Origin of the sequence: Kitasatospora sp. NPDC058218 (genome assembly GCF_042882445.1) — a bacterium.
Classification (GTDB): Bacteria; Actinomycetota; Actinomycetes; order Streptomycetales; family Streptomycetaceae; genus Kitasatospora.
Map to the genome: position 1 here is coordinate 15,425 of NZ_JBHVWC010000041.1, position 19,395 is coordinate 34,819.

Genomic DNA, 19,395 nt, shown 5'->3' on the forward strand with positions numbered 1-19,395 from the left:
AGGTTGGGGCCCATGTCCCTCCCGTCTTCCGCCCCCGCACCCGGCGGCCGCCCCCCGGCCGGCCCCTCCACCGCACCCCCGCGGGTGCTCACCGTCGCCGGCTCCGACTCCGGCGGCGGCGCCGGCATCCAGGCCGACCTCAAGGCGATGCTGGCCCTCGGCGTCCACGGCATGAGCGTGATCACCGCCGTCACCGCGCAGAACTCGCTCGGCGTCCAGGGCTACTGGGAGCTGCCGGCCGAGGCCGTCCGGGCGCAGTTCCGCAGCGTGGTGGACGACATCGGCGTCCAGGCCGTGAAGACCGGCATGCTCGCCTCGATCGAGCTGGTCGAGACCGTCTCCGAGCTGCTGGCCGGGGTGGACGCCCCGGTGGTGGTCGACCCCGTCGGCGTCTCCAAGCACGGCGACGCGCTGCTGGCCGCCGAGGCCGTCGCCACCGTCCGGGAGAAGCTGCTGCCGGTCGCCACCCTCGCCACGCCCAACCTGCACGAGGTGACGCAGCTCACCGGGCGCACCGTCGAGGACGAGGCGCAGATGCTCGACGCGGCGAAGGCCCTGCTCGACCTCGGGCCGCGCTGGGTCCTGGTGAAGGGCGGGCACCTGGAGGGCGAGGCCGCCGACCTGCTGTACGGCGGGGCGGGGGAGGAGCACTGGTACCGCGCACCCCGCTACGACAACCGGCACACCCACGGCACCGGCTGCACGCTGGCCAGCGCCATCGCCGCCGGACTGGCCAAGGGCGAGCCGCTGCCCGGGGCGGTGGCCTCGGCGAAGGCCTACATCACCGGCGCGATCGCCGGCGGTTTCGCGCTCGGGGCCGGCATCGGCCCGGTCGACCACGCCTGGCGCTGGCGCTGAGCGGTCCGGCCGCGAACGACCACGGGCGGGCCCGAGGGCCCGCCCGTGGAGGCTCCGAGCGAGCTCGGAGAAACCGGCCGGTACTGAGAAACAGGAAGCCGGCCCATCCGAGGATGGACCGGCTTCCTGGAGGACCGGCTTACCGGTCTGCGCGTCAGCGCGAGACCTTACCGGCCTTGATGCACGAGGTGCAGACGTTGAGCCGCTTCGGCGTCCGCCCAATCACAGCGCGCACCGTCTGAATGTTGGGGTTCCAACGACGGGGGGTACGGCGGTGAGAGTGGGAGATGCTGTTGCCGAAGCCCGGCCCCTTGCCGCAGACGTCGCAGTTGGCAGCCACAGGAGTCACTCCAAGACTTCAGATCATTTACGTTCGAAACCCCGCCAACCCACCGGAGCACTCACGTGAACCAGATCAGATCAATGGGGTGAGCCTGGACTGTTCCAGGCAACCGGAAGAGCATACAACGCTTGCTTCCGTTCAACGAAACTACCACGTCTGCGCAGGTGATCGCTGCGCTCGCTGCTTCCGGCAGCCGCCCCCGGCCCCCGATAACCTGCCGGTACCACCCCTCGCCGTTCATTCTCAGGCCATCACGGCGTCCCATCCGGAGGAGACCTGGTGCTGACCACGCTCGACGCCCCGGCCGTGCGCAGCTGGTGCCAGCTGGCCCTGCGCGCGCTCGGCCAGGCCCGCGAGGAGATCGACGCACTCAACGTCTACCCGGTCCCGGACGGTGACACCGGCACCAACCTGTACCTGACCGTGGAGTCCGCCGCCGCCGCGGTGGAGAGCCGCTTCACCGATCCGGCGGGCGGCCCGGTCCCCGGCCTCGCCGAGACCGCCAGGGCGATGGCCCGCGGCGCGCTGATCGGCGCCCGGGGCAACTCCGGCGTGATCCTCGCCCAGTGGCTGCGCGGCACCGCCGAGCAGCTGGCCCAGGGCGGCGGCGCCGACCAGCTGCGGGCCGCCCTCCAGCGGGCCGCCGAGTCCGCCTACCAGGCGGTCGCCGAGCCGGTCGAGGGCACGCTGCTGACCGTCGCCCGGGTGGCCGCCCGGGAGGCGACCAGGGCCGGCGACGGCCTCGGCCAGGTCGCCGACACCGCCTACCGGGCGGCCCGGGACGCGCTGCGGCACACCCCCGAGCAGCTCGCCGTACTGGCCGAGGCCGGTGTGGTGGACGCGGGCGGGCGCGGCCTGGTCGCCGTCCTCGGGGCGCTCGCCGACGCGGTGGCCGGCCACCAGCCGATGGGCCCGGTCGCGCTGCGCGGGGACGTCCGGCCGGCCGAGGGCTGCGGGAGCCACGTCCGACCCCCCGGCCCGGGCCACCCCGCCTTCGAGGTGATCTACCTGCTGGACGCCCCCGACGAGGCGCTGCCCGCGCTGCGCGAGCGGCTCGCCGGACTGGGCGACTCGCTGGTGGTCGGCGGCGGCGACGGCCTCTGGAACGTCCACGTCCACGTGGACGACGCGGGGGCCGCGGTGGAGGCCGGCCTCGGGGCCGGCCGGCCGCACCAGATCCGGATCACGCACTTCGCCGAGGCCGCCGCCCGGGCCGGCGCCGCCGACGACCGGGGCGAGCGCGAGGAGCGCACCCGGGCGGTGCTCTCGGTGGTCTCCGGCGCGGGCCTGGCCGAGCTCTGCGAGCAGGCCGGCGCCGTCGTCCTGCACGCCGACCCGGACCGCCCGCCGGCCAGTGCCGAACTCGCCGCCGCCGTCCGCCGGGCGGGTGCCCGCGAGGTCGTCCTGCTGCTCAACGACCCCGAGCTGCGGGCCGCCGCCGGGGCCGCCGCCGACCAGCTGCGCGAGGAGGGCGTGCGGATCGCCGTGCTGCCCACCCGCTCGCCGGTCCAGGGCCTGGCCGCGCTCGCCGTGCACGAGGCCGGCCGGCGGTTCGACGAGGACGTGGTCGCCATGACCTCCGCGGCCGGCGCCACCCGGTACGCCGAACTCGCCGTCGCGGAGGGGGAGTCCTGGACGATGGCCGGGGTCTGCCAGGCCGGGGACGTGCTCGGGCTGATCGACGGGGACGTGGTGGTGATCGGCACCGGCCCGACCGAGGTCGGAACGAGGGTGCTCGACCGGATGCTCGGCGCGGGCGGCGAACTCGTCACCCTGATCCTCGGCGAGGGCGCGGACGAGGAGCTGGCCGAGCGGCTGGTCGCGCACGCCCGGCACCGGCGGCCGGAGGTCGACGCGGTGGTCTTCCACGGCGGCCAGGAGTCCGCGCCGCTGCTCATCGGTGTGGAGTAGCGGGCCGGGCGGCGGGCCACCCGGCCCGCCGGGCGCCGCCGGGCAGCGGGTGGCGCCCGGAATGTCGGTCCGGTGGTGTAAACAAGGGCCTGATGGGCGCTCTCGATGAATCACTGACCAAGCTCGTCGGCGACCGTACCGCCAAGGTGCTCGCCGACAGCCTCAAGCTGCGCACGGTCGGTGACCTGCTGCACCACTACCCGCGCCGCTACGTCGAGCGCGGCCAGCTCACCAGCCTGGACGAGCTGGAGATCGACGAGCACGTCACCGTGCTGGCCCGGATCGAGAAGGTCACCCTGATCCCGTTCCGCGGCCGCAAGGGGGACCGCCTGGAGGTGGTCGTCACCGACGGCCGCAGCCGGCTCTCGCTGGTCTTCTTCAACCAGGGCTGGCGGCAGAAGGAGCTCCGGACCGGCGCCCAGGGCCTGTTCGCCGGCAAGGTCGGCGTCTTCAACCGGACCCGCCAACTGGTCTCGCCGGACTACCAGCTCCTCGACGAGGAGGCCGGGTCGGACGCCGCGCAGCAGTTCGCCGGCCGGCTGATCCCGGTCTACGGCGCCAGCGCCCAGATGCCCAGCTGGAAGCTGTCCATCTGCATCGAGACCGCGCTCACCAAGCACCTGGCCGACGTCGGCGAGCCGCTGCCCGCGGAGCTGCGCGAGCGGCACGCCCTGATCCCGTTGCCCGAGGCGCTGGAGCTGATCCACCGCCCGCGCAACCAGGCCGACCGCGAACGCGCCCAGAGCCGGCTCCGCTGGGACGAGGCCTTCGTCCTCCAGGTCGCGCTGGCGCAGCGCCGGGCCGCCGACTCCGCGCTGCCGGCCAAGCCGCGCCGGGCCCGTGAGGGCGGACTGCTGGACGCCTTCGACGCCCGGCTCCCGTTCACCCTCACCGACGGCCAGCACAAGGTCTCCGCCGAGATCGCCGCCGACCTGGCCACCGAACACCCGATGCACCGGCTGCTCCAGGGCGAGGTCGGCTCCGGCAAGACGCTCGTCGCCCTGCGCGCCATGCTCGCCGTGGTCGACGCGGGCGGCCAGGCCGCCCTGCTGGCGCCCACCGAGGTCCTGGCGCAGCAGCACCACCGCTCGATCGTCGAGATGATGGGGGACCTTGCCGAGGGCGGCCTGCTGGGCGGCTCGGACCTCGGCACCCGGGTGGTGCTGCTGACCGGCTCGATGGGAGTGCCGGCCCGCCGCCAGGCGATGCTGGACATGGCCTGCGGGGACGCGGGCATCGCGATCGGCACCCACGCGCTGATCGAGGACAAGGTGCAGTTCCAGGACCTCGGCCTGGTCGTGGTGGACGAGCAGCACCGCTTCGGCGTCGAGCAGCGGGACGCGCTGCGCGCCAAGGGCGATCAGCCGCCGCACCTGCTGGTGATGACGGCCACCCCGATCCCGCGCACCGTCGCGATGACCGTCTTCGGGGACTTGGAGACCTCGGTGCTGGACCAGCTGCCGGCCGGCCGCTCACCGATCTCCACCCATGTCGTCCCGGCGCTGGAGAAGCCCAACTTCCTGGCGCGGGCCTGGGAGCGGGTCCGCGAGGAGGTGGCCAAGGGCCACCAGGCGTACGTGGTCTGCCCCCGGATCGGGGACGAGGAGCCCGCCGACCCCAAGAAGAAGCGCAGGTCCACGCCGGCCGAGGACCTGGAGGAGCTCACCGGCGCGGAGCCGGACGCGGGCGCCGGCAGCGACGACCGGCGCCCCCCGCTGTCGGTCGTCGAGACCGCCGAGAAGCTGGTGAAGGGCCCGCTGGCCGGGCTCCGGGTGGAGATCCTGCACGGCCGGCTCGCGCCCGACGCCAAGGACGAGGTGATGCGCCGGTTCGCGGCCGGCGCGGTGGACGTCCTGGTGGCGACCACGGTGATCGAGGTCGGGGTCAACGTCCCCAACTCCACCGCGATGGTGATCATGGACGCCGACCGCTTCGGCGTCTCCCAGCTGCACCAGCTGCGCGGCCGGGTCGGGCGCGGCAGCGCCGCCGGCCTCTGCCTGCTGGTCAGCGACATGCCGGCGGGCAGCCCGGCCCGGGCCCGGCTGGAGGCGGTCGCCGCCACCCTGGACGGCTTCGAGCTGTCCCGGATCGACCTCGAACAGCGGCGGGAGGGCGATGTGCTCGGCCAGGCGCAGTCCGGGGTGAAGTCCTCGTTGAAGGTGCTCTCCGTCCTGGAGGACGAGGAGGTCATCGTGACCGCCCGCGCCGAGGCCACCCGGCTGGTCGCCGAGGACCCGGGGCTGACCGACCACCCGGACCTGCGCACCGCGTTGGAGAGCCTGCTCGACGCCGACCGCGCGGCCTACATGGAAAAGGGATAGGCACCCGGAGCCGGGCCGAGCCTTCGGGGAGCCCGTCGGCGGAGCCCGATTGTCAGACCCCCGCGAGAGAATGTAGTTGTTCAGGACGCACCCTCAAGGTGCGTACCTGGCACGACACTTGGGGGTCCTGCCATGGCATTCCGTCATCTCAACGAGCTCCCGCTGGGCGACAAGGTCTTCCGGATCGAACTCGCCAGCGACGACGACCGCGAGGTCACCCTCACCCTGACCGGCTGGCGCGAGGGGGCGGCCGCCGCGCCGCTCGCCTCGGGCAAGCTCCGCCTGCCGGTCGAGGACGTCGCCTCGCTGCGGATCGCGCTCAACCGCGCGCTCCGGGCGCTGGCGATCGTCGCCGATGTCTCCGAGCCCATCCCCGACCGCGACGTGCTGCGTGAGCTCTACCCCGGACACGGCGCCCCCTGGGTGCCGCAGCACGAGGAGGAACTGGTCCGGCGGTTCCACGACAGTGAGACCGTCGCCCGGATCGCCGCCCGCTTCGGCCGCACCCCCGACTCCGTCCGCACCAAGCTGCGCGAGCTCGGGCACGACCCGCGCCGCCCCGAGTTCTGCCCGCCCGACGGCTGCCTCTCGTGGTCCCGCTACGCCTCGCCGGCACTGCTCGGCGCGGCGATCCCGCCCCAGGCCACCTCGGCCGACGCCAGCTGACCCGGGGTGAACGCGACGCCCCGCCGGTCCGGCCGGCGGGGCGTCGCCCGCCCTGCGGCGCGCCCCTTCGACCCGGGGCGGGAGCGGGCCGTATAGCGTGGTCGGGCAGCGACGAAAGGACCTCCCACCACCATGACCCGCGTCATCGCCGGGGCGGCCGGCGGCCGCCGGCTGGCCGTACCGCCCGGCCGGGGCACCCGCCCGACCTCCGACAAGGCCCGCGAGGCGATGTTCTCCACGCTGGAGGCGTTGCGCGGCACCCTGCACGGCGCCCGGATGCTGGACCTGTTCGGCGGATCGGGCGCGGTCGGCCTGGAGGCGCTGTCCCGCGGCGCCGAGCACGTCCTGCTGGTCGAGGCCGACGGCCAGGCGGCCCGGGTGATCCGGGAGAACGTCCGGACGGTCGATCTGCCGGGCGCGGTGGTGGCGGCCTCCCGGGCCGAGAAGGTGATCGCCGGCCCGCCCCCGGAGACCCCGTACGACCTGGTCTTTCTCGATCCGCCGTACGTCGTCACCGACGACGAGGTGCGCGAGATGCTGATCACACTCCTGGCCGGGGGCTGGCTCGCGGCCGACGCACTCGTCACCGTGGAGCGCAGCACCCGAGGCGGCGAGTTCGGCTGGCCCGAGGGCTTCGACGTGCTGCGCTCCCGCCGCTACGGCGAGGGCACGCTCTGGTACGGTCGCGCCGCCGCCGAGGCCCGCCCACACTCGTAGCGGGCCGAGGCCCGCAGGACCCGTCACCCCACGAGGGAGCATCCACGCCATGCGCCGCGCCGTCTGCCCCGGATCGTTCGACCCGATCACCAACGGTCATCTCGACATCATCGAGCGGGCCTCGAAGCTGTACGACGTGGTTCATGTCGCGGTCGCGATCAACCGGAACAAGCAGGGCATGTTCACCATCGAGGAGCGGATCGCGCTCATCGAGGAGACCACCGCCAAGTACGGGAACATCGTGGTCGAGTCGCACCTCGGTCTGCTGGTGGACTTCTGCCGGGAGCGCGGCATCCCGGCGATCGTCAAGGGCCTGCGTGCCGTCAGCGACTTCGACTACGAGCTGCAGATGGCCCAGATGAACCACGGGCTGACCGGCGTCGAGACGCTCTTCCTGCCGACCTCGCCGACGTACAGCTTCCTGTCGTCCACGCTGGTCAAGGAGGTCGCCTCGTACGGGGGCGACGTCTCGCACCTGCTGCCGGAGACGGTGCACCGCCGGCTGGTCGAGCGGATCGAGCAGCGGAAGGCCCAGTAGCGGTCCGGTCGGCGCCCGGCCGGTCCGTTTCTGCCGATTCGTCACCACTTGTCCCGAGCCCGGTCCGGCGGGCCGGTCCGGGCGTTGTGACCTCGCCCCGCAGTGGCCGTAAAGTCTGTCTTCCTGCCCTGCGGTGAGGTCCACCGCGCCGGGCCTGCCTCCGCCGGACCGTCGGCGGCACACGGAAAGACGAAGCCCCGTGGACGTGCAGAACAAGGTCGACGAGATCGTCGCGGCCGTCGAGAACGCCCGCTCGATGCCGATGTCGGCCTCCTGCGTGGTGAACCGAGCCGAGCTGGTCGGGCTGCTCCAGGACCTCAGGGCTGCGCTGCCCGCCGAGCTGGCCCAGGCCCAGTCGGTGATGGCCGACCACGAGCAGGTGGTCGCCGGCGCCGAGGCCGAGGCCGACCGGATCATCCAGGGCGCGCACGCCGAGCGCGGCTCGTTGATCTCCGACACCGAGGTGGTCCGGCGGGCCCAGGCCGAGGCGGACCGCATCCTCGCGGAGGCGCGGGCCGAGGTCGAGACCAAGCGCGCCGAGGCCGACGACTACGTGGACAGCAAGCTCGCCAACTTCGAGGTCGTGCTCACCAAGACGCTCGGCGCGGTCGGCCGTGGCCGGACCAAGCTGCGCGGCGACTCCAGCGTCTTCGAGACCGGGTACGAGGGCGAGGGCGACGGCGAGGAGTTCCGGCCGCAGCCGCGGATCACCCCGAGCCCCGAGGTCGACGAGTACGTCGATGTGAAGCTCGCCACCCTGGAGAACGTCCTCAGCGCGACCCTGGAGGCGGTCGGCAAGGGCCGCGACAAGCTGCTCGGCAAGGCCCCGATCGACGAGCTGGGCGCCTACCTGGCCGCCGCCGACCAGGCCCAGCAGGCCAAGAACCGCGCCGAGGCGGTCGCGGCGGGCTTCGCTGCCGACCCCGACGGCGAGGAGGTGCCGTGGTACCGCGAGGAGGTGCCGCAGCAGCAGACCTGGCCGGAGCAGACGCCGGCCGCGGCCGGCTGGCAGGCCCCCGGCACGGACCAGTACGCCGCCGCGCAGCAGCCCGGCGGGCAGTACGCCGAGGTGTACGGCGGCGGCTTCGACCCGGCGGGTCAGGGCGATCCGTACGGCGGGCAGTACGGGTACGGGCAGCAGCCGCAGCAGCAGCCGCAGGGGTACCCGGTCGCGCAGGAGCAGGGCGGCTACGGCTATCCGCAGCAGGGCTACCCGGCGCAGCAGTACGACGCGTGGGGGCACCCCCAGCCGGAGGCCGGGGGAGGCTACCCGCAGCAGCCCGCCAATCCGCCGGCCGTCCCGCAGCAGCAGCAACAGCCGGGCCTGGACGAGACCAGCTTCTTCGACACCAGCATGATCGACATGACCAGGCTCCGGGAGCTCGGCGGCCGCTGAGGCCTCCCGCCGGCCGGGACCGAAGTTGGGCCTGGCGGGAGACTCCGGTAGTCTGACCACTCCGGCCTCTCCGTGTCGGGCCGTCGGTCTGCCCACGCATCGTCCGGTGAGCAGCGCCGCACATCAGTTTTCTCAGGAAGTCAGGACACCTTGAACCGCCTCGACCACCGCGACCCCCTCGTGTTCGACACGCACGAGCTCGGCCGTCGCCCGGGCTCGCTGCGCAAGGTGTCCCGCACCCTGGAGGCCCCCGAGGGCCTCGGGATCATCGATGTGATCGGCGTCCCGGAGAAGAGCGAGCTGCGGCTGGAACTCCGCCTGGAGTCGGTGGTCGAGGGCGTGCTGGTGACCGGCACCGCCGAGGCCCTGATCGAGGGCGAGTGCGTACGGTGCCTTGAGCCCGTCGAGGACGACATCGACGTGGACTTCCAGGAGCTGTACTACTACCCGGAGTCCGACGAGCGCCACCGCGCCCGGACCGCCGGTGCCGAGGACCTCGACGAGGACTCGGAAGAAGAGACTTACCGTCTGGAGGGCGACTTCTTCGACCTCCAGCCGGTGCTGCGTGACGCGGTGGTGCTCGCACTGCCGCTGCAGCCGGTGTGCCAGGAAGACTGCCTGGGCCTGTGCTCCGAATGCGGAGCGCGCCTGAGCGACGACCCGACGCACCACCACGACGCCGCCGACCCCAGGTGGGCGGCTCTGCAGGGACTCTCCGCCGCCCCCGGCGACGAGGGTGACGGAATCAAGAACAGCGACACCCGTGAGGGTGCCGCCGAGAACCAGGAGAAGTAGCCGTGGCTGTTCCGAAGCGGAAGATGTCGCGCAGCAACACGCGCCACCGCCGTTCCAACTGGAAGGCCGTCGTTCCGGCCCTCGTGGCGTGCGACCGCTGCCACGAGCCGAAGCTCGGCCACATCGCGTGCCCGAGCTGCGGCACGTACAACCGCCGCCAGGTCCTCTCGGTCTGATCGGCGGGTGTACGGATCGATGTCGGACGGTAACTCTTCCCGCAAGGCGGCCATCGCCCCGAAGGCTTCTTCGGGCGGCGGAAAGGCCGGCGGGCCGGCTTCGACCGAATACGACGTCCTGGAAGGGCGCCTCGGGTACACGCTCGAGCGCGCCCTTCTGGTGCGTGCCCTGACCCACCGCTCGTACGCGTACGAGAACGGCGGGCTGCCCACCAACGAGCGCCTGGAGTTCCTCGGCGACTCGGTGCTGGGCCTGGTGGTGACCGACACCCTCTACCGCGTCCACCCGGACGTCCCGGAGGGCACGCTCGCCAAGCTCCGCGCCGCGGTGGTCAACTCCCGCGCGCTCGCGGACGTCGGCCGGGGCCTGGAGCTCGGGACGTTCATCCGCCTCGGCAAGGGTGAGGAGGGCACCGGCGGCCGCGACAAGTCGTCGATCCTCGCCGACACCGTCGAGGCCGTGATCGGCGCCGTCTACCTGGACCAGGGTCTGGACGCGGCCACCGAGTTCGTCCACCGCCTGTTCGACCCGCTGATCGAGGAGTCCTCTCAGCTGGGCGCCGGCCTGGACTGGAAGACCAGCCTCCAGGAGCTCACCGCCTCGGTGGGCATCGGGGTGCCGGAGTACGTGGTCGAGGAGTCCGGTCCGGACCACGAGAAGACGTTCACCGCCGCGGCCCGGGTGGCCGGCGAGGACTTCGGCAGCGGCGTCGGCCGCTCGAAGAAGGAAGCCGAGCAGAAGGCCGCGGAGAGCGCCTGGCGGGCGATCAAGGAGAAGTACGCCGACCGCCTGCCCGCCGGCGCCTGAGCACGCAGTAGCCTTCCTCCTGCAGATCACTGTCGCAGGAGGCTTGTTCCCGTGCCCGAACTCCCCGAGGTCGAGGTCGTCCGCCGAGGTCTGGCGAACTGGGTCGCCGGACGGACCGTCGCCGGCGTCGACGTGCTCCACCCGCGCGCGGTTCGCCGTCAGCCGGCCGGCGCGGCCGACTTCACCGCTCGGCTGACCGGCACCACGCTCGGCGCCGCCCAGCGCCGGGGCAAGTACCTCTGGGTGCCGCTCTCCGGCGCGGCCGGCAGGACGTCGGCCGGGGGGTTCTCGCTGATCGGCCACCTCGGCATGAGCGGCCAACTGCTCGTCCAGGACCCGTCGGTGCCCGACGAGAAGCATCTGCGGGTGCGGCTGCGGTTCACCGACGGCGGGCGCGAGCTTCGCTTCGTCGACCAGCGGACCTTCGGCGGGCTGGCCGTCGAGGAGGCCGAGGAGGGCGACCCGGAGGGCACCCCGCTCTCCATCGCGCACATCGCCCGGGACCCGCTCGATCCGCGCTTCGACGACGCCGCCTTCGTGGCCGCGCTGCGGGCCAGGCGCACCACGGTCAAGCGGGCGCTGCTGGACCAGACCCTGATCAGCGGGGTCGGCAACATCTACGCCGACGAGGCGCTCTGGCGCTCCAGGCTGCACTACGACCGCCCGACCGCTTCGCTCACCCGCCCGCAGGCCGCCGTGCTGCTGGCCCACGCGCGGGACGTGATGACGGCGGCCCTGGCCGTCGGCGGCACCAGCTTCGACAGCCTCTACGTCAACGTGAACGGCGAGAGCGGCTACTTCTCCCGCGACCTCGACGCCTACGGCCGCGAGGACGAGCCCTGCCGTCGCTGCGGCACCCCGATCCGCCGGGCCGCCTGGATGAACCGCTCCAGCTACTTCTGCCCCCGCTGCCAGCGCGTCCCCCGGGCGCGCAGCGGGGGCTGAGAGCCGCTACCGCTTGCTGAGTTCGGGCTGCGGGTGCTCCGACCCGGCCGGGCCGTGGGTGTCCTGGCCGAAGTAGGCGACGCCGACCGCCGAGACCACGGCGAGCAGGAAGCCGGCCGCACCGAGCCAGGCCAGGCCGTCCTTGGAGGAGTCCCCGAGCCAGATCACGCCGACGGCCCCGGGCAGCACCGTCTCGCCGACCACCAGCGCGGCGGTCGCGCCGTTCACCGAGCCGATCTGCAGCGCCACGGTGTGCACGTACATGCCGCCGATGCCGCCGACCAGGATCGCGTACAGGGCCGGGTCGGAGAGCAGCGCGCCGAGTTCGAACGGCTCGACGCCGTTGAGGATCCGCACGCCGACGCCGAGTGCGCCGAAGCCGAGTCCGGAGAGCAGACCGGCGACGATCGCGCCGTTGGCGCCCATCCGCCGGACCAGCAGCCCGCCGCCGACCAGCAGCACGGTGGTGATCAGCAGCAGCCACCAGTGGAAGGACATCTCCGCGTGGTGGCCGCCCTCCGGCCCGGCGGAGACGGCCAGCAGCACCAGCGCCGAGCAGAGCACGCCGATCGACGCCCACTCCAGCTGCTTGAGCCGGATACCGAGCAGCTTGATGCTCAGCACCGCGGTGATCACCAGGTTGGCGCTGATGATGGTCTGGGAGAGGAACAGCGGCAGCAGTCGCGCGGCCAGTGCGCCGAGTCCGAAGCCGATGAAGTCGAGGACCGTGCCCAGGATGAACTCCCAGGTGACGGCGGCCTTCGCGGTGGAGGCGAGGCTGGGCCCGCCGTGTGCGGTGACCCCGGCGGAGTCGCCCCCGGCGGCGGCCTCCTCCCGGGCGGAGCGACGTGATCCGACGGCCTGCAGGACCGAACCGGTGCCGTAGCAGGCGGAGGCCGCCACGGCGGTGACGAGGCCGATGAACACCCAGTTGCTCCGATCGAGAGAAGCGGTCAAGAGTAGGTAATGGGACGCAGGTCCGGCCACCACTATGCCTGGTCGCGGGGTAGGGTCCGATCGCCCCGTGACTGCCCTGTGCCCGCCGGGACGGACGACCGGGCCGGTCGCCGGGTTCCCGTCGCGGGCCGGCCTCAGGGGCGGCCGGGGGAAACATCATCCCCGAGGAGGGGAGCGACCCCGGCGGTCGGTGGGGGTGCACCGGGTCGCCCGTACGCGGCGGGGATGCCCTGCCGATGCGCCCGGAGGGGTAGCGTCGATGACATGAGAACCCTTGCTCGACGACGTTCCCGGAGCGCCGGGCCGGCGGCCCTGGTGGCGGTGCTGCTCGGGCTGCTGCTCCTGCTGGCCCCGGCGGCCTCCGCGGCCGGCGGGCTGGACGACGCGGCCGCCGCGCTCAAGCAGGGCCAGGTGTACGTCGACCCGGCGATGACCAGCCGGTTCAGCCAGAGCCAGGCCGATGCCCTGACCGAGAAGATCCGCAAGACCGACAAGCCGATCTTCATCGCGGTGGTCCCGGCCGCCGACCCGTACGGCGCGAACACGGTGTTCCCGGACCTGCGCACCAAGGTCGGCATCGCCGGTGTCTACGGCATCTGGCGCGGTGACCAGTTCCAGGCCCGCTCCGACCGGGGCGCGCTGCCGACCGGGAGCGCCGAGCGGATCGCGGGCGCCTCGGTGCGCTCGCACCCGGGCGACATCGACGCGGCCCTGAACGACTTCGTCGACACCGCCGCACCCCAGGTCAAGGGCCACGGGGTGAACAGCACCTCCGGCGGCATCTCCACGGCGGCGGTCGTCGTCCCGCTGGCCCTGCTGGCGCTGGCCGGTACCGGCGTCTTCCTGCTCTTCCGCCGCTCGAAGAAGCGCAAGGAGGAGCAGCGCCGGGCCGAACTGGCGCAGCTGCGCCGGGTGGTGGACGAGGACATCACCGCCTTCGGCGAGGAGCTGGACCGGCTCGACTTCAACCCGGGCGCCCCGGCCGCCGACGACGTCCAGCGCGCCGACTACGCCCACGCCCTCGACTCCTACGAGCGGGCCAAGCGCAGCATGGACGAGGCCAAGGGGCCGGGGGACGTCAAGCCGGTCACCGAGGCGCTGGAGGACGGCCGGTTCGCGCTGGCCACCCTGGACGCCCGGCGCGAGCGGCGGCCGCTGCCGGAGCGGCGTCCGCCGTGCTTCTTCGACCCGCGGCACGGCCCGTCGGTGCAGGACGCCGACTGGGCCCCGGCCGGCGGTGCGGCGCGCACCGTCCCGGTCTGCCGGGCGGACGCCGACCGGCTGGCCACCGGGCAGGACCCGGAGATCCGGACCGTGCCGACCGAGCACGGCCCCCAGCCGTACTGGAACGCCGGCCCGGCGTACGGCCCCTGGGCGGGCGGGTACTTCGGCGGCTTCGGCGGCGGCGGACTGCTGCCGGGCCTGCTGGTCGGCACCATGCTCGGCTCGATGATGAGCTCCCCGGCCTACGGGGCCTCGCTCGACGGCTCCGGGTACGAGGGTGGCGACTACTCCGGCGGCGACTTCAACTCCGGTGACTTCGGCGGCGGCTTCGACGGCGGCGGCGGTGGGGGCGACTTCGGGGGCGGCGGCGACTTCGGCGGCGGCTTCTGACCCCGTCGACGCGACCACCCGGGCGGGGCCGCACCGATCGGGTTTGAGAACGCAACCCTGTGTGGCAGGCTGGCCGTGTGACCTCCCACACGCCTTCGGCCCCGCCCGCGCTCCCCGGCCGGCCCTGCTCGATCGCCGCCGCGCTCCACGTGGTCGGCGAGAAGTGGGCCCTGCTCGCCGTCCGCGAGCTGTTCTACGGCAACCACCGCTTCGACCGGATCGCCCGCAACACCGGCGCCCCGCGCGACCGGCTCACCGCCCGGCTGCGCGCACTGGAGGAGGCCGGCGTGGTCGAGCGACGCGCCTACAGCGAGCGGCCGCCGCGCTACGAGTACCACCTGACCGAGGCCGGCCGCGATCTCGCCCCGCTCACCCAGGCGCTGCTCGGCTGGGGCGACCGCTGGCTGCTCCCGGAGCCGCCGGTGAGCCTCGAACACACCCCCGGCGGGCACGAGCCGCACCCGTACGACCCGGCCTGGGTCTGCCGCACCTGCGGCGAGGAGGGCCGGCGCGCGGACCTGAGGGTGGAGATCCACAGCCCGGACTGGACGATGGCCGGCCCCACGGCGCCGTAGCGCGGGCCGTGACCCGGCCGGATAGGGTCGGGGCCATGCACGGTCGCGACGCACACAGTGATGAACCGGTCCGGGTGACCGCCTGGGTGCGGGGCAAGGTCCAGCAGGTCGGCTTCCGCTGGTGGACCAGGGCGCGGGCGTTGGAGATCGGTCTGACCGGCTACGCGAGCAACCTCGGCGACGGCCGGGTCCAGGTGGTGGCCGAGGGGCTCGCCGCCGACTGCGAGGACCTGCTGGCCCTGCTGCGCGGGCCGGACACGCCCGGCGGCGTCACCGGTGTGACCGAGATCTGGACGGCCGTCGGTACCGGCTACCCGGGCTTCGAGATCCGCTGAGCGGGGTGCCGCGGGCCGTGGCGGGCCCGCCGGGGTCCGCTCCCGTGAAATGATCGGCGGCCGTCGGTGTCATACGGTTGCCATCTGGGCAGACTCGTGGTTGACTCCGCATCGAACGATGATCCACGAGCACATGGTGGACCGGCCCGAGACCGCCTGGTGTGACCACACCGCCAGGCAGGTGACAGGGGCGCGGTAGCGTGCGGTGATCGTGTTGACCCTTTCCGTCTTTGGTGAGACGCTGGAAGCCCGCGCACACGACCGCGTTTACCCGGTAGGCGCACGCCCTCGTGAGCCCAGCTCACGGTGGTTGTGCCGTAGTGCCCAGCCAGCACTGCCGGTGGCGCGCCGCGCGTGCGTCCCCCTTCCCCCTAGACCTGTACCGTTCCGGTTCGGTCACTCAGCGTGGAGGACCATTCATCATGGCAAAGGCGCTTCTCGGGTACGTCGGCGGCCCCGACCCGCGAATGCTCTCCGAGATGCGACGGCTTCAGCAGCGCGTCCAGGATCTTGAGTCCGAGCTCCTTCGGATGCAGGCTGAGAACGACGCGCTCACCGCTGTCGCTGACGAGCACTCGCTGCTCAACAGCATCGACCTGGATCAGCGGGAGCCGGCTCTCACCTGAGTCCCGCCCGGTCCTCGCAGATCGACGCCGTTGTGCACTGAGCCGCCCCGATAAGGGACGCAGCTTGCAAGGGACGCCCTGTGTGGCGTCCCTTCGTCGTGTCCGGACGCCGTTGCCGCTGGTCCGGCCGGATACAGTCGCCGCTGGGGCCCTGGCGAGCGACGAGGAGACCGGCGCGTGCACCTGAAGAGTCTGACGCTGCGCGGGTTCAAGTCCTTCGCCTCCGCCACCACCCTGCGGTTCGAGCCCGGGATCACCTGCGTGGTCGGCCCCAACGGCTCCGGCAAGTCCAATGTCGTCGACGCGCTCTCCTGGGTCATGGGGGAGCAGGGCGCCAAGTCGCTGCGCGGCGGCAAGATGGAGGACGTCATCTTCGCCGGGACCAGCGGGCGCGCCCCGCTCGGCCGCGCCGAGGTCAGCCTGACCATCGACAACTCCGACGGCGCGCTGCCGATCGAGTACGCCGAGGTGACCATCACCCGGACGATGTTCCGCAACGGCGGCAGCGAGTACGCGCTCAACGGCGACACCTGTCGGCTGCTGGACATCCAGGAACTGCTCTCCGACTCCGGCATCGGCCGCGAGATGCACGTCATCGTCGGGCAGGGACAGCTCGACTCCGTGCTGCACGCCGACCCGATGGGCCGCCGCGCCTTCATCGAGGAGGCGGCCGGCGTGCTCAAGCACCGCAAGCGCAAGGAGAAGGCGCTGCGGAAGCTGGACGCGATGCAGGTCAACCTCAACCGGGTGCAGGACCTGGTCGCCGAACTGCGCCGCCAGCTCGGACCGCTCGGCCGGCAGGCGAAGATCGCCCGCCGGGCCGCCGGCATCCAGGCCGAGCTGCGCGACGCCCGGCTGCGGCTGCTCGCCGACGACCTGCTCGCCCTGCGCCGGGCCGTCGAGGCCGAGGTCGCCGACGAGCTGGCACTGAAGCTGCGCCGCTCCACCGTCGAACAGGAGCTGGCCCGGGCGATCCAGCGGGAGGCCGTCCTGGAGGCGCAGGTCCAGCAGCTCGGCCCGAGCCTGGAGGCGGCCCGGCAGACCTGGTACCGACTCTCCGCCCTGGCCGAGCGGACCCGCGGCACCGTCGGGCTGGCCGAGGCCAGGGCCCGGCACGCGGTCGCCGGGGGAGCGGTGGAGGAACGGCGCGGCCGGGACCCGGAGGAGCTGGAGCGGGAGGCCGAGCACGTCCGGGAGGAGGAGGCGGCGCTGGCCGAGGCCCTGGAGGAGGCCCGCTACGCGCTCGCCGAGGCGGTCGAGTCCAGGGGCGGGCTGGAGCGTGAACTCGCCGCGGAGGAACGGCGGCTGAAGGACGCCGCCCGGGCCATCGCGGACCGCCGCGAGGGGCTGGCCCGGCTGCAGGGGCAGGCCGCGGCCGCCGGCTCCAAGGCGGCGGCCGCCGAGGCGGAGATCGGCCGGCTCACCGAGGCCGGGGACGAGGCGCTGCTGCGCGCCGAGGCCGCCCTGGCCGCCTACGAGGAGCTGCGGGCACAGGTCGACGCGCTGGCGGGGGACGACGAACGGGCCGACGCCGCGCACGAGGCCGCCCGGGCGCGGCTCGCCGCCGTCGAACGCGAGCTGGCCGCCGCCCGCGAGAGCGCCGGCGCCGCCGAGCGCGAGCGGGCCGGGCTGATCGCGCGGCACGAGACACTGGCGCTCGGGCTGCGCCGCAAGGACGGCAGCGGCGCGCTGCTGGCGGCCGGTGACCGGCTGGCCGGGCTGCTCGGCCCGGCGGCCGCGCTGCTGCGGATCGAACCCGGACACGAGAGCGCCGTCGCGGCGGCGTTCGGCGCCGCCGCGGACGCGGTGGCGGTCGACTCGCCCGCCACGGCCGCCGAGGCCCTGCGCCTGCTGCGCACGCAGGACGCTGGCCGGGCCGCGCTGCTCATCGCGGGTGCGCCCGAACCGTCCGCGCCCGAACCATCCGCGCCGGCACCGGAGTTGCCGCCCGGTGCCCGTTGGGCCGCCGAACTGGTCGACGGCCCGGCCCCGTTGCTGCCGGCCGTGCGGGCACTGCTGGCGGCGGTCGCGGTGGTCGGCTCGCTCGACGAGGCGGTGCGGCTGGTGACGGAGCACCCGTCGCTGAGCGCCGTCACCGCCGAGGGGGACCGGCTCGGCGCGGGCTTCGCCCACGGCGGCGCGGGCGGTGCGCCGAGCCTGCTGGAGACCCAGGCGGCGGTGGACGAGACGGCCCGGGCGATCGGTGAACTGGACGTCCGCTGCGCGGAGTCCGCCGAACGGCTGGCCGAACTCACCGGACTGCGGGGGGAGTCGGCCGCCGAGCTGGAGCAACTGGCCGTCACCCGACGCAAGGCCGAGCGGGAGCGGGCCGAGGTGGCGGGCGCGCTCGGCCGGCTCGGCGGGCAGTCCCGGGCCGCGGCCGGCGAGGCCGAACGGCTCACGGCCGCCGCCGCCCGTGCCGAACAGGGGCTGGCCGATCTGCTCGCCACCGCCGAGGAGCTGGCCGAACGGTTCGCGGCCGCCGAGGAGTCGGCCGACGCGGGGGAGGACGAACCCGACGCGGCCGAGCAACAGCGGCTCACCGAGGCAGCCGTCGGCGCCCGGCAGGCCGAGCTGGAGGCCCGGCTCGCCGTGCGTACGCACGAGGAGCGGGTGCGCGCGCTCACCGGCCGGGCGGACCAGCTGGACCGGGCCGCCCGGACCGAGCGCGAGGCGCGCGCCCGGGCGGCCGAGCGCCGGTCGCGCGCCGAGCACGACGCCCGGGTGGCGAACGCCGTCACGGCCGGCGCCCGGCAACTGCTGGCCTGTCTGGAGGTGTCGCTGGCCCGCGCGGACGCCGGGCGGGCCGCCGTCGAGCAGGCCCGTGCCGAGCGTGAGGCGCAGCTCCGTGAGCACCGCGAGCACGGCCGGGAACTCAAGGCCGAGCTGGACAAGCTGGTCGACGCCGGCCACCGGGACGAGGTGCTGCGCGCCGAGAAGCGGCTGCGGATCGAGCAGTTGGAGGCCCGGGCGCTGGAGGAGTTCGGCATCGAGGGCGGTGAGCTGCTCGCCTCGTACGGGCCGGACCGGCTCGTGCCCGCGCCGGCGCACGAGGAGGGCGAGGAGCCCGGCGAGCCGCGTCCCTACGTCCGGGCCGAGCAGGAGAAGCGGCTCCGGGCGGCGGAGAAGGCCTACCAGCAGCTCGGCAAGGTCAACCCGCTGGCGTTGGAGGAGTTCGCGGCGCTGGAGGAGCGGCACACCTTCCTCGGCGAGCAGCTGGACGACCTCAAGCGGAGCCGGCGCGACCTGCTCGACATCGTCAAGGACGTGGACGAGCGGGTCGAGCAGCTGTTCACCTCGGCGTACCACGACACCGCCGCCCAGTTCGAGGGCGTCTTCTCGCGGCTCTTCCCCGGCGGGGAGGGGCGGCTGGTGCTGACCGACCCGGACAACATGCTGACCACCGGGGTCGAGGTCGAGGCCCGACCGCCGGGCAAGAAGGTCAAGCGGCTCTCGCTGCTCTCCGGCGGGGAGCGCTCGCTGACCGCGGTGGCGCTGCTGGTGTCGATCTTCAAGGCCCGGCCCAGCCCGTTCTACGTGATGGACGAGGTGGAGGCGGCGCTGGACGAGACCAACCTGCGCCGGCTGGTCGGGATCATGGAGGAGCTGAGGGAGAGCTCCCAGCTGATCGTGATCACCCACCAGAAGCTGACCATGGAGTCCGCCGACGCCCTCTACGGCGTGACCATGAAGGGCGACGGCATCTCCCAGGTGATCAGCCAGCGGCTGCGCGAGGCGGCACCGGCCGCTCGGCGGGCCGGCGGGGAGCACCGGGAGCGCCCCCCGGCGAGCCGTACCGTTTCCGCCTAGTCCG

The 19,395-nt window shown here is 73.7% G+C and carries 18 protein-coding genes; 16 read left to right on the top strand and 2 right to left on the bottom strand.

What is annotated here, in order from left to right; genetic code table 11:
• Positions 1 to 12 precede the first annotated feature (12 nt).
• Entirely contained in the window at positions 13 to 858 is an 846-nt protein-coding gene (gene thiD, locus ACFVYI_RS24975) for a bifunctional hydroxymethylpyrimidine kinase/phosphomethylpyrimidine kinase (RefSeq protein WP_387889280.1), read from the top strand.
• Positions 859 to 1,012: 154 nt separating this feature from the next.
• Here the strand turns inward: thiD and rpmB are convergent, their stop codons facing one another.
• Positions 1,013 to 1,198: a 50S ribosomal protein L28 gene (rpmB, locus tag ACFVYI_RS24980; protein ID WP_014138233.1), complete on the bottom strand. Its 186-nt coding sequence runs from the start codon at positions 1,196 to 1,198 to the stop codon at positions 1,013 to 1,015.
• A 282-nt stretch (positions 1,199 to 1,480) separates the two neighbouring features.
• Here rpmB and ACFVYI_RS24985 point away from each other — a divergent pair, with 282 nt between their 5' ends.
• The 10 genes from ACFVYI_RS24985 (at position 1,481) to mutM (ending at position 11,474) form a co-directional block, all read left to right on the top strand.
• Positions 1,481 to 3,112 carry a DAK2 domain-containing protein gene (locus tag ACFVYI_RS24985; RefSeq protein ID WP_387889283.1) on the top strand — a complete coding sequence of 544 codons (1,632 nt, stop codon included), beginning with the start codon at positions 1,481 to 1,483 and terminating at the stop codon, positions 3,110 to 3,112.
• 92 nt (positions 3,113 to 3,204) lie between these two features.
• Entirely contained in the window at positions 3,205 to 5,433 is a 2,229-nt protein-coding gene (recG, locus tag ACFVYI_RS24990; RefSeq protein ID WP_387889286.1) for an ATP-dependent DNA helicase RecG, read from the top strand.
• A 132-nt stretch (positions 5,434 to 5,565) separates the two neighbouring features.
• On the top strand, positions 5,566 to 6,099 hold the full coding sequence (locus ACFVYI_RS24995; protein WP_387889288.1) for a hypothetical protein: 534 nt from the start codon (positions 5,566 to 5,568) through the stop codon (positions 6,097 to 6,099).
• A gap of 132 nt (positions 6,100 to 6,231) precedes the next feature.
• Positions 6,232 to 6,816 carry a 16S rRNA (guanine(966)-N(2))-methyltransferase RsmD gene (gene rsmD, locus ACFVYI_RS25000; RefSeq protein WP_387889291.1) on the top strand — a complete coding sequence of 195 codons (585 nt, stop codon included), beginning with the start codon at positions 6,232 to 6,234 and terminating at the stop codon, positions 6,814 to 6,816.
• A gap of 49 nt (positions 6,817 to 6,865) precedes the next feature.
• Positions 6,866 to 7,354 (top strand): pantetheine-phosphate adenylyltransferase, encoded by a 489-nt coding sequence (gene coaD / locus ACFVYI_RS25005; RefSeq protein WP_360641241.1) that lies wholly within the window; start codon positions 6,866 to 6,868, stop codon positions 7,352 to 7,354.
• A 199-nt stretch (positions 7,355 to 7,553) separates the two neighbouring features.
• Positions 7,554 to 8,750 (top strand): ATP synthase F0 subunit B, encoded by a 1,197-nt coding sequence (locus ACFVYI_RS25010; RefSeq protein WP_387889293.1) that lies wholly within the window; start codon positions 7,554 to 7,556, stop codon positions 8,748 to 8,750.
• Between the two features lie 150 nt (positions 8,751 to 8,900).
• Entirely contained in the window at positions 8,901 to 9,545 is a 645-nt protein-coding gene (locus tag ACFVYI_RS25015) for a YceD family protein (RefSeq protein WP_387889295.1), read from the top strand.
• 2 nt (positions 9,546 to 9,547) lie between these two features.
• The gene (gene rpmF, locus ACFVYI_RS25020; protein ID WP_030056747.1) at positions 9,548 to 9,721 is read left to right on the top strand and encodes a 50S ribosomal protein L32; all 174 of its coding nucleotides are present in this window, start codon (positions 9,548 to 9,550) and stop codon (positions 9,719 to 9,721) included.
• A gap of 19 nt (positions 9,722 to 9,740) precedes the next feature.
• On the top strand, positions 9,741 to 10,529 hold the full coding sequence (gene rnc / locus ACFVYI_RS25025; RefSeq protein ID WP_387889297.1) for a ribonuclease III: 789 nt from the start codon (positions 9,741 to 9,743) through the stop codon (positions 10,527 to 10,529).
• Positions 10,530 to 10,580: 51 nt separating this feature from the next.
• Positions 10,581 to 11,474 (top strand): bifunctional DNA-formamidopyrimidine glycosylase/DNA-(apurinic or apyrimidinic site) lyase, encoded by an 894-nt coding sequence (gene mutM / locus ACFVYI_RS25030; RefSeq protein ID WP_387889299.1) that lies wholly within the window; start codon positions 10,581 to 10,583, stop codon positions 11,472 to 11,474.
• Positions 11,475 to 11,480: 6 nt separating this feature from the next.
• Here mutM and ACFVYI_RS25035 read toward each other — a convergent pair whose 3' ends face one another.
• Positions 11,481 to 12,401 (bottom strand): hypothetical protein, encoded by a 921-nt coding sequence (locus ACFVYI_RS25035; RefSeq protein WP_387889406.1) that lies wholly within the window; start codon positions 12,399 to 12,401, stop codon positions 11,481 to 11,483.
• A 294-nt stretch (positions 12,402 to 12,695) separates the two neighbouring features.
• Between ACFVYI_RS25035 and ACFVYI_RS25040 the strand changes: the two genes are divergently transcribed.
• From ACFVYI_RS25040 to smc, 5 genes are all read left to right on the top strand, one after another.
• Complete coding sequence (locus ACFVYI_RS25040; RefSeq protein WP_387889301.1) at positions 12,696 to 14,045, top strand: transmembrane domain-containing protein; 1,350 nt, start codon at positions 12,696 to 12,698, stop codon at positions 14,043 to 14,045.
• A 77-nt stretch (positions 14,046 to 14,122) separates the two neighbouring features.
• Complete coding sequence (locus ACFVYI_RS25045) at positions 14,123 to 14,620, top strand: winged helix-turn-helix transcriptional regulator (protein WP_387889302.1); 498 nt, start codon at positions 14,123 to 14,125, stop codon at positions 14,618 to 14,620.
• Between the two features lie 35 nt (positions 14,621 to 14,655).
• A complete protein-coding gene (locus tag ACFVYI_RS25050) occupies positions 14,656 to 14,955 on the top strand; it encodes an acylphosphatase (protein ID WP_387889305.1) in 300 nt (99 codons plus the stop codon).
• 422 nt (positions 14,956 to 15,377) lie between these two features.
• The gene (locus ACFVYI_RS25055; protein WP_030243474.1) at positions 15,378 to 15,581 is read left to right on the top strand and encodes a hypothetical protein; all 204 of its coding nucleotides are present in this window, start codon (positions 15,378 to 15,380) and stop codon (positions 15,579 to 15,581) included.
• A 177-nt stretch (positions 15,582 to 15,758) separates the two neighbouring features.
• Positions 15,759 to 19,391: a chromosome segregation protein SMC gene (gene smc / locus ACFVYI_RS25060; protein ID WP_387889308.1), complete on the top strand. Its 3,633-nt coding sequence runs from the start codon at positions 15,759 to 15,761 to the stop codon at positions 19,389 to 19,391.
• Positions 19,392 to 19,395: the final 4 nt, after the last annotated feature.

Coding starts and splice junctions, on each gene's coding strand:
- thiD (WP_387889280.1), top strand. CDS start 13: ATGTCCCTCCCGTCTTCCGCCCCCGCACCCGGCGGCCGCCCCCCGGCC.
- recG (WP_387889286.1), top strand. CDS start 3,205: ATGGGCGCTCTCGATGAATCACTGACCAAGCTCGTCGGCGACCGTACC.
- ACFVYI_RS24995 (WP_387889288.1), top strand. CDS start 5,566: ATGGCATTCCGTCATCTCAACGAGCTCCCGCTGGGCGACAAGGTCTTC.
- rsmD (WP_387889291.1), top strand. CDS start 6,232: ATGACCCGCGTCATCGCCGGGGCGGCCGGCGGCCGCCGGCTGGCCGTA.
- coaD (WP_360641241.1), top strand. CDS start 6,866: ATGCGCCGCGCCGTCTGCCCCGGATCGTTCGACCCGATCACCAACGGT.
- rnc (WP_387889297.1), top strand. CDS start 9,741: ATGTCGGACGGTAACTCTTCCCGCAAGGCGGCCATCGCCCCGAAGGCT.
- ACFVYI_RS25040 (WP_387889301.1), top strand. CDS start 12,696: ATGAGAACCCTTGCTCGACGACGTTCCCGGAGCGCCGGGCCGGCGGCC.
- ACFVYI_RS25050 (WP_387889305.1), top strand. CDS start 14,656: ATGCACGGTCGCGACGCACACAGTGATGAACCGGTCCGGGTGACCGCC.
- ACFVYI_RS25055 (WP_030243474.1), top strand. CDS start 15,378: ATGGCAAAGGCGCTTCTCGGGTACGTCGGCGGCCCCGACCCGCGAATG.